The 6,504-nt window shown below is 73.1% G+C and carries 5 protein-coding genes; 3 read left to right on the forward strand and 2 right to left on the reverse strand.

Features of this window, described 5'->3' with window-relative positions:
• Positions 1-57: 57 nt before the first annotated feature.
• Entirely contained in the window at positions 58-1,158 is a 1,101-nt protein-coding gene (locus tag ASG87_RS05765; protein WP_056002194.1) for a glycosyltransferase family 9 protein, read from the forward strand.
• Between the two features lie 72 nt (positions 1,159-1,230).
• Here ASG87_RS05765 and ASG87_RS05770 read toward each other — a convergent pair whose 3' ends face one another.
• Positions 1,231-2,715, reverse strand: a complete 1,485-nt coding sequence (locus ASG87_RS05770) for a pitrilysin family protein (protein WP_056002197.1) — start codon at positions 2,713-2,715, stop codon at positions 1,231-1,233.
• Positions 2,716-2,720: 5 nt separating this feature from the next.
• Complete coding sequence (locus ASG87_RS05775; RefSeq protein ID WP_056002200.1) at positions 2,721-4,112, reverse strand: pitrilysin family protein; 1,392 nt, start codon at positions 4,110-4,112, stop codon at positions 2,721-2,723.
• Positions 4,113-4,284: 172 nt separating this feature from the next.
• Here ASG87_RS05775 and ASG87_RS05780 point away from each other — a divergent pair, with 172 nt between their 5' ends.
• Together ASG87_RS05780 and ASG87_RS05785 are read left to right on the forward strand one after the other, a co-directional pair.
• Positions 4,285-4,869, forward strand: a complete 585-nt coding sequence (locus ASG87_RS05780; RefSeq protein ID WP_056002203.1) for a DUF2239 family protein — start codon at positions 4,285-4,287, stop codon at positions 4,867-4,869.
• A gap of 61 nt (positions 4,870-4,930) precedes the next feature.
• Positions 4,931-6,391, forward strand: coding sequence for an MATE family efflux transporter (locus ASG87_RS05785; protein WP_056002206.1), 1,461 nt, complete (start codon positions 4,931-4,933; stop codon positions 6,389-6,391).
• The last annotated feature ends 113 nt before the right edge of the window (positions 6,392-6,504 follow it).

Consider the following 6,504-nt stretch of genomic DNA (forward strand, 5'->3'; position numbering starts at 1 on the left):
GCGAACCGTAAGCGCCGGTTCCGATCATGGAGGCTCCGGTTTTCGGATTGCCCGTCGATGATCGCGCCGCCGCTGCTTCAGCACGAAACGCTTGCACGCCCCCGGCTGGACCTGCGCCGGCGCGCGGTGGCCTGGGCGTTCGGGCGGCTGATCCGCTCGGTGGAGAGGCAGTTGTGCGCACCGGGCACCCTGCCGGCGCGCGGCATCCACCGGATCGTGGTGTGCCGGCCCAACCACCGCCTGGGCAACGCCATGCTGATCAGCCCGCTGATCGCGGAGATCGAGGCGCTGTATCCCGGTGCCGAGATCGACATCGTGGCCGGCGGCCGCGCGGCCGAGGCGTTGTATGCGCCGCGCTTCAACGTGCGCCGCGTGATCTGCCTGCCGCGCCACGTGGCACGCCACCTGCTCGCGACCGTCGGCCTGCTCAGGCAGTTGCGTGCGTGCCCGTACGACCTGGCCATCGACGCCTGCCTCGGCTCGCAGTCCGGACGGCTGCTGCTGGCGTGGGTCAGGGCCAGCCACAAGGTGGGCTTCCCCGCCGCCGGCTGGGGCGCCGCCGACGCGCAGCCGGCCCCGGGCCGGCCGGATCACCTCGCGCAGCGCAGCGTGTTCGTGCTGCGCCGCGCCTATGCCGGCGGCTGCCGGCCGTCCTACCCGCCGCTGGACATGCGCCTGGGCGAAGCGGAGAAGGCGCAGGGGCGGCGGGTGCTGGACGCGATCGCGGGCGAGCCGTCCTCGCGAGCCGGCCGCGTCGTGCTCGGCGTGTTTCCCCATGCCACCGGCGCCAAGCGCTACGACGGGGCGTGGTGGCAGGCTTTCCTCGCCACGCTGCAATCGGCGCGGCCGGATATCCTGGTGGTCGACGTGCTGGCCGAGCACGGCGTCTCGCAGCTCGGCGACGGCTTCGCCTCGATCTACACGCGCGACGTGCGCAAGCTGGCCGCGGTGATCGCGGCGATGGACGGCTTCGTCAGCGCCGACTGCGGGGTCATGCATGTGGCCGCGGCCACCGGCACGCCGACCTACGGGCTGTTCTCGGTGACCGATCCGGCCAAGTACGCGCCGTACGGCCATGGCAGCACGGCGATCGATACGCGCGAACTGAGCGCGCCGGAGGCGGCACGGGCGGTGCTGCGGCTGCTGCCCGCGCCGTAGCCGGCGGCGGGGGCATCGCCGCCGCCCGCCCAGGCGGGCCGTGCGGACCCGTCGGCCCGCACGGCGCGGAGCTCAGTGCGCTGCCGGCTTGGCCGCGCCCGACGGAGCGCGCAGGTCGGCGCGGTCCAGGTCGAGCGCATCCATCGGCAGGACCTGCGCCTGCGGGTGCGCCTTGCGGATCGCCGGCGCGAACTGCGCGGCGTCGCCGGCCACCACCACGTGGGTGCCGGCGCGGTCGAGGTGGCCGGCCGCGTAGTGCTGCACCTGCGCCGGCGTCACCGCCTGCACGCGCTCGATGTAGCGGCCGATCTCGGCCAGGTCCACGCCGTACGTCGCCAGCGCACCGACCTGCGCGGCGAGGCCGGCGGTGGTTTCCAGGCTGCGTCCGTAGCCGCCGATCAGGGTGGCCTTGCGCGCGGCCAGCTCGGCCTCCGGCACGGGCGTGTCGCCGAGCCGGGCGAACTCGCCCTGCATCAGCTCGACCACCTGCGCCGCCGACGGGTTCTTGGTCTGCGCCGTGGCGAGCCACAGGCCGCTGTCGCGGCGGCCTTCCAGCCGGCTGTTGGCGCCGTAGGAAAGGCCGCGCTTGATGCGGATCTCCTCGTTGAGCCGCGCCGAGTACGAGCCGCCGAGCACCGCGTTGGCGACCGCGCCCGTGTAGTAGTCCGCGTCGCTGCGCGGCGGCGAGGCGTGCGCGGCCACCACGCCGGCCTGGCCGGCGCCGTGCTGGTCGATCAGCAGCACCGGCGGCAGCCGGCCCTCGCCCTTGCCGGCGGGCGCGGCGGCCAGCGGCGTGGCCGGCGGCATCCAGTCGCCGAAGCTTTGCTGCGCCAAGGCTTTGGCCTGCGCCGGGGCGATGTCGCCGGTGAGGATCAGCACGGCGTTGTCGGGCCGGTAGATCGTCGCGTGCATCCGCTGCAGGTCGGCGCGCGAGATGGCCGCCAGCGACGCCGGCGTGCCGCCGCGCGGATGGCCGTAGGCGCCGTCGCCGAAGGTCGCGCGCGCGGCGGCCAGCGAGGCCAGCGAGGTCGGCTGGCTCAGTGTCAGGTGCAGCTCGTCCAGCGCCTGGGCGCGGGCGCGCTTGATCTCGTCCTCGCTGAAAGCGGGCTGGCGCGCCACCTTGGCCAGCAGGGCCAGTGCGGCCGGCAGCTTCGGCGTGGTCACGGTGATGCCGAGCGTGCTCTGGTCCCAGCCCGCGCTGGCGTCGAGCGAGCCGCCGAGGGTCTCGGCGGCGGCGGCGATCTGCGGCGCGCCCAGCCCGGCGGCGCCCTTGGTCAGCAGGGTGGCGGTGAGGTCGGCCAGGCCGGCCTTGCCGGCCGGGTCCAGCTCGCCGCCGCGGCGCAGCAGCAGTTCGGCGGTGACCAGCGGCAGCCCGTCGCGTCGCACGCTGACCACCTGCAGGCCGTTGGCGAGGGTTTCCACGGCGGGCGCCGGCACGGTGAGCTTCGGCGCCGGGCCCGGCGCCGGCGGCGTGGCGGGGAAATCGGCCTCGGCGGCCAGCGCATGGCCGGCGGCGAGCAGGGCGGCCGCCAGGGCGGCCAGGCGGAACGTCTTCATGCGGATCACTTCGCACCTCCCTTGCGGCCCTTGCCGGCGCTCGCCGCGGCGCTGGCCTGCGGCAGGTAGTCGATGGTGACGCTGTGCGCGCCGGTGACGTACTTCTTCAGCACGCGCTGCACGTCGGCGGCGCTGACCTGCTGGAGCGCGGCGAGGTCGCTGTTCACGCGCGCCGGGTCGCCCTCGGTGAGGGTGGCCTGGCCGATCGCGAAGGCCTTGCCCTGCGCGGTCTGGCGCTGCTTCAGCTCGGCGGTGAGCAACTGGGTCTTCACCTTGTCCAGTTCGGCCGCGTCGATCGGGCCGTCGGCCAGCCGGGCCAGTTCGGAGCGCAGCAGTTTTTCCGCCTCGGCCGGCTGGTGGCCGCTGGCGAGGATCGCGTAGGCGACGAACAGCCCCGGCCCGACCCGCGCGTCGGCCTGCGCGCCCACGTCCTGCGCGACCTGCGCCCGGTACACCAGCGCCTGGTACAGCCGCGACGACTCGCCCTGCGACAGCAGCGCGGCGGCCACCTGCAGCGGCACCACGTCGGCGTCCTTCGCCGGCGGGATCAGCCAGCTCATCGCCACGGCCGGCAGCGGCGCGGTGGCGCTGGTCTCGGTGTAGCGCTTGTCCTGCGTGCGCGCCGGCTCGACCGCGGTGACCTGCGGGATCGGCGTGGCGGGCTTGGCGATGCCGCCGAAATAGCGGTCCACCCACGCGTCCAGTTGCTTCGGCTGGAAGTCGCCGGCGACGATCAGGGTGGTGTTGTCGGGGCGGTAGAACGTGCGGTGGAAGTCGATCACGTTCTGCAGCGAGGCGGCGTCCAGGTCCTCGATGCTGCCGATGGTCGGGCGCTTGTACGGATGCACCGCGAAGGAGTGCGGGTCGATCGCGTTGAACAGCTTGCCGTAGGGCTGCGCCAGCACGCTCTGGCGGTATTCCTCCTGCACCACCGCGCGCTCGGACTTGAAGTTGGCCGCGTCCACGTTGAGGTTGGACAACCGCTCGGCCTCCGCCCACAGCAGGGTCTGCAGGTAGTTGGAGGGAACCACCTCGAAGTAGTTGGTGATGTCGTCGCCGGTGGAGGCGTTGTTGGCGCCGCCGACGTCCTCGGTGAGCCGGTCGAACTGCTCGGCGTGCAGGTGCTTCGTGCTCTTGAACATCAGGTGCTCGAACAGGTGCGCGAAGCCGGAGCGGCCCTCCGGGTCGTCCTTCGAGCCGACGTGGTACCACATCTGCACCGCCACGGTCGGGCTCGAATGGTCCTCGATGCTGAGCACCTGCAGCCCGTTCGGCAGGGTGCGCTCGTGGTACTGGATCGGCGGCACCGCCAGCTCGGCCGCGGCCAGCGGCGTCGCCGCCGCGCTGGCCGCGAGCAAGGTGAACGAAGCCAGCCAACTGGCCGGACGCATGCGCATGGGACGATCCCTCCATTGGAAAAGCCCACCTTAGCAAGCCCCGCGCCGGGGCGGAGCGGGACTGATGGGCTATGCGGGCGTTGCCGGGTGTCGCCCATATTGCCCGGGCGATATTGACATCGATTTTGATCCGGGTATTATCGCCGCTCCTTGATTTGACCCGGGCAAAATCATGCATCCCCGCGACAGCCAATCCTGCACCGCCTTCGACGGCACCTGCCTGATCGCCTCCGGCCCGCTGGCCGAGGTGGCGCTGGCGACCCGGCGCGCGCTGGACGCCGGGGCGCAGGGGCCGGTGCTGGTGTTCGACGACCGCACCAGCCTGCCGGTGGAGTTCGACCTGCGCGGCAGCGAGGACGAGGTGCTGGCGCGCCTGCAGGCACCCGCGTCGGCGACGCCGGTGCGCGGCCCGGGCCGGCCGAAGCTGGGCGTGACCGCGCGCGAGGTGACCCTGCTGCCGCGCCACTGGGACTGGCTGGCCGACCAGCCCGGCGGCGCCTCGGCCGCCCTGCGCCGGCTGGTCGAGCAGGCGCGTCGCCGCGGCCCGGCGGGCGGCGGCGACGCGGCGGCCTCGGTCGATCGCTTCATGCAGGCGATGACCGGCAACCTGCCCGGCCACGAGGAAGCCTCGCGCGCGTTCTGGCGCGGCGAGCGCGAACGCTTCGCCGCGCTCACCGCGGACTGGCCGGCCGGCGTGCGCGACCACCTGCGCCGGCTCGCCGCGGTCGCCTGGGACGAAGCCGGCGCCACCGGCTAGCATCGCGCACCGGCCGCGACCGCCACCTTCCGTCTGCCCACCTTTCCACCGGAAACTCCCGATGACGACGCCTGCCGGCCGCCAGCCGCTGCTTACCGAAGGCCCGATCGCCCGCACCCTGCTGCTGTTCGCCCTGCCGATCCTCGGCAGCACGGTGCTGCAGTCGCTGAACGCTTCGGTCAACGCGATGTGGATCGGCCACTACCTCGGCGAGGCCGCGCTCAGCGCGAGCAGCAACGCCGGCCTGATCCTGTTCCTGCTGCTCAGCGCGGTGTTCGGCGTGGGCATGGCCTGCACCATCCTGGTCGGCCAGAGCCTGGGCGCGCGCGACGTGACGGAGGCGAAGCGGGTGGTCGGCACCGGGGTGGTGTTCTTCACCGCGGTATCGGCGCTGGTGGCGGTGGGCGGCTTCCTCGGCACGCCGTGGATGCTGCGGGTGCTGGGCACGCCGGCGGATGCGATGCCGTACGCGGTGGCCTACCTGCGCATCATCTTCGTCGCGATGCCGGCGATGTACTTCTACAACTTCCTGATGATGACCCTGCGCGGCGCGGGCGACTCGAAGACGCCGTTCCTGTTCATGGCCGTGTCGGTGCTGCTGGACATCGGGCTCAACCCGGTCTTCATGTTCGGGCTGGGGCCGTTTCCCGCGCTGGGCATCGCCGGCTCGGCGGTCGCCACCCTGATCGCGCAGAGCGCGACCCTGCTGGCGCTGCTCGCCACGCTGTACGCGCGCCGGCATTTCCTGTGGATCGGCCGGGGCGAGCTGCGGCTGTTCCGGCCGGACTGGACGATCCTGCGCGCGCTGCTGTTCAAGGGCCTGCCGATGGGGCTGCAGATGATCGTGATCTCCTCCTCGGCGATCGTGATGATGCGGCTGGTCAACGCCTACGGCTCGCAGAGCGTGGCCGCCTACGGCGCGGCGAGCCAGCTATGGATCTACGTGCAGATGCCGGCGATGGCGATCGGCGCGGCGGTGTCGTCGATGGCGGCGCAGAACGTGGGCGCGGGGCTGTGGGACCGGGTCGGCCGGATCGCCCGGGCCGGCGTGCTGTACAACTTCCTGCTCACCGGCACCCTGGTCGGCGCGATCTACCTGTTCAACCGCGGCGCGCTGAACCTGTTCCTGCCCGGCGACGGCGATGCGCTGCTGCTGGCGCAGCACCTCAACGCGATCGTGGTGTGGTCGTTCATGTGCATCGGCGTCACCTTCGTGCTGTTCGGCGTGGTGCGTTCCACCGGCGCGGTGTGGCCGCCGCTGGCGATGCTGGTGGTGACGATGTGGTTCATCCGGCCGCCGTTCGCGGTGCTGCTGCAGCCGTCGATGGGCGCGGACGCGATCTGGTGGAGCTTCCCGCTGGGCTCGGCGGCATCGGTGCTGCTGGCGGCCGCCTATTACCGCTGGGGCGGCTGGCGCCGGGCGCGCATGCTGGCGCCGGCGCCGTCCCGGCCGGTTCCCGCGGCCGGCCAGGACGCGCCGGCCGGCGCGGTGCTGGAGGCGGCGCCGGCGCCGGCGGACTGATTCCGCCCTGCCCGCTCAGGTCGCCGGCTGCTGCCGGCCCAGCGCCTTGAGCCGCTTCTTCTCGGCCTTGCGCTCCCGGCGGGCGGCCTTGCGGATCTTGCGGTCGTGGTTCC

Origin of the sequence: Frateuria sp. Soil773, from assembly GCF_001428405.1 — a bacterium.
GTDB lineage: Bacteria > Pseudomonadota > Gammaproteobacteria > Xanthomonadales > Rhodanobacteraceae > LMSL01.

Bases quoted from the DNA above. Each gene is read 5' to 3' on its own strand.
- ASG87_RS05765 (WP_056002194.1), top strand. From the start codon at position 58: ATGATCGCGCCGCCGCTGCTTCAGCACGAAACGCTTGCACGCCCCCGG.
- ASG87_RS05770 (WP_056002197.1), bottom strand. From the start codon at position 2,715: ATGAAGACGTTCCGCCTGGCCGCCCTGGCGGCCGCCCTGCTCGCCGCC.
- ASG87_RS05775 (WP_056002200.1), bottom strand. From the start codon at position 4,112: ATGCGCATGCGTCCGGCCAGTTGGCTGGCTTCGTTCACCTTGCTCGCG.
- ASG87_RS05780 (WP_056002203.1), top strand. From the start codon at position 4,285: ATGCATCCCCGCGACAGCCAATCCTGCACCGCCTTCGACGGCACCTGC.
- ASG87_RS05785 (WP_056002206.1), top strand. From the start codon at position 4,931: ATGACGACGCCTGCCGGCCGCCAGCCGCTGCTTACCGAAGGCCCGATC.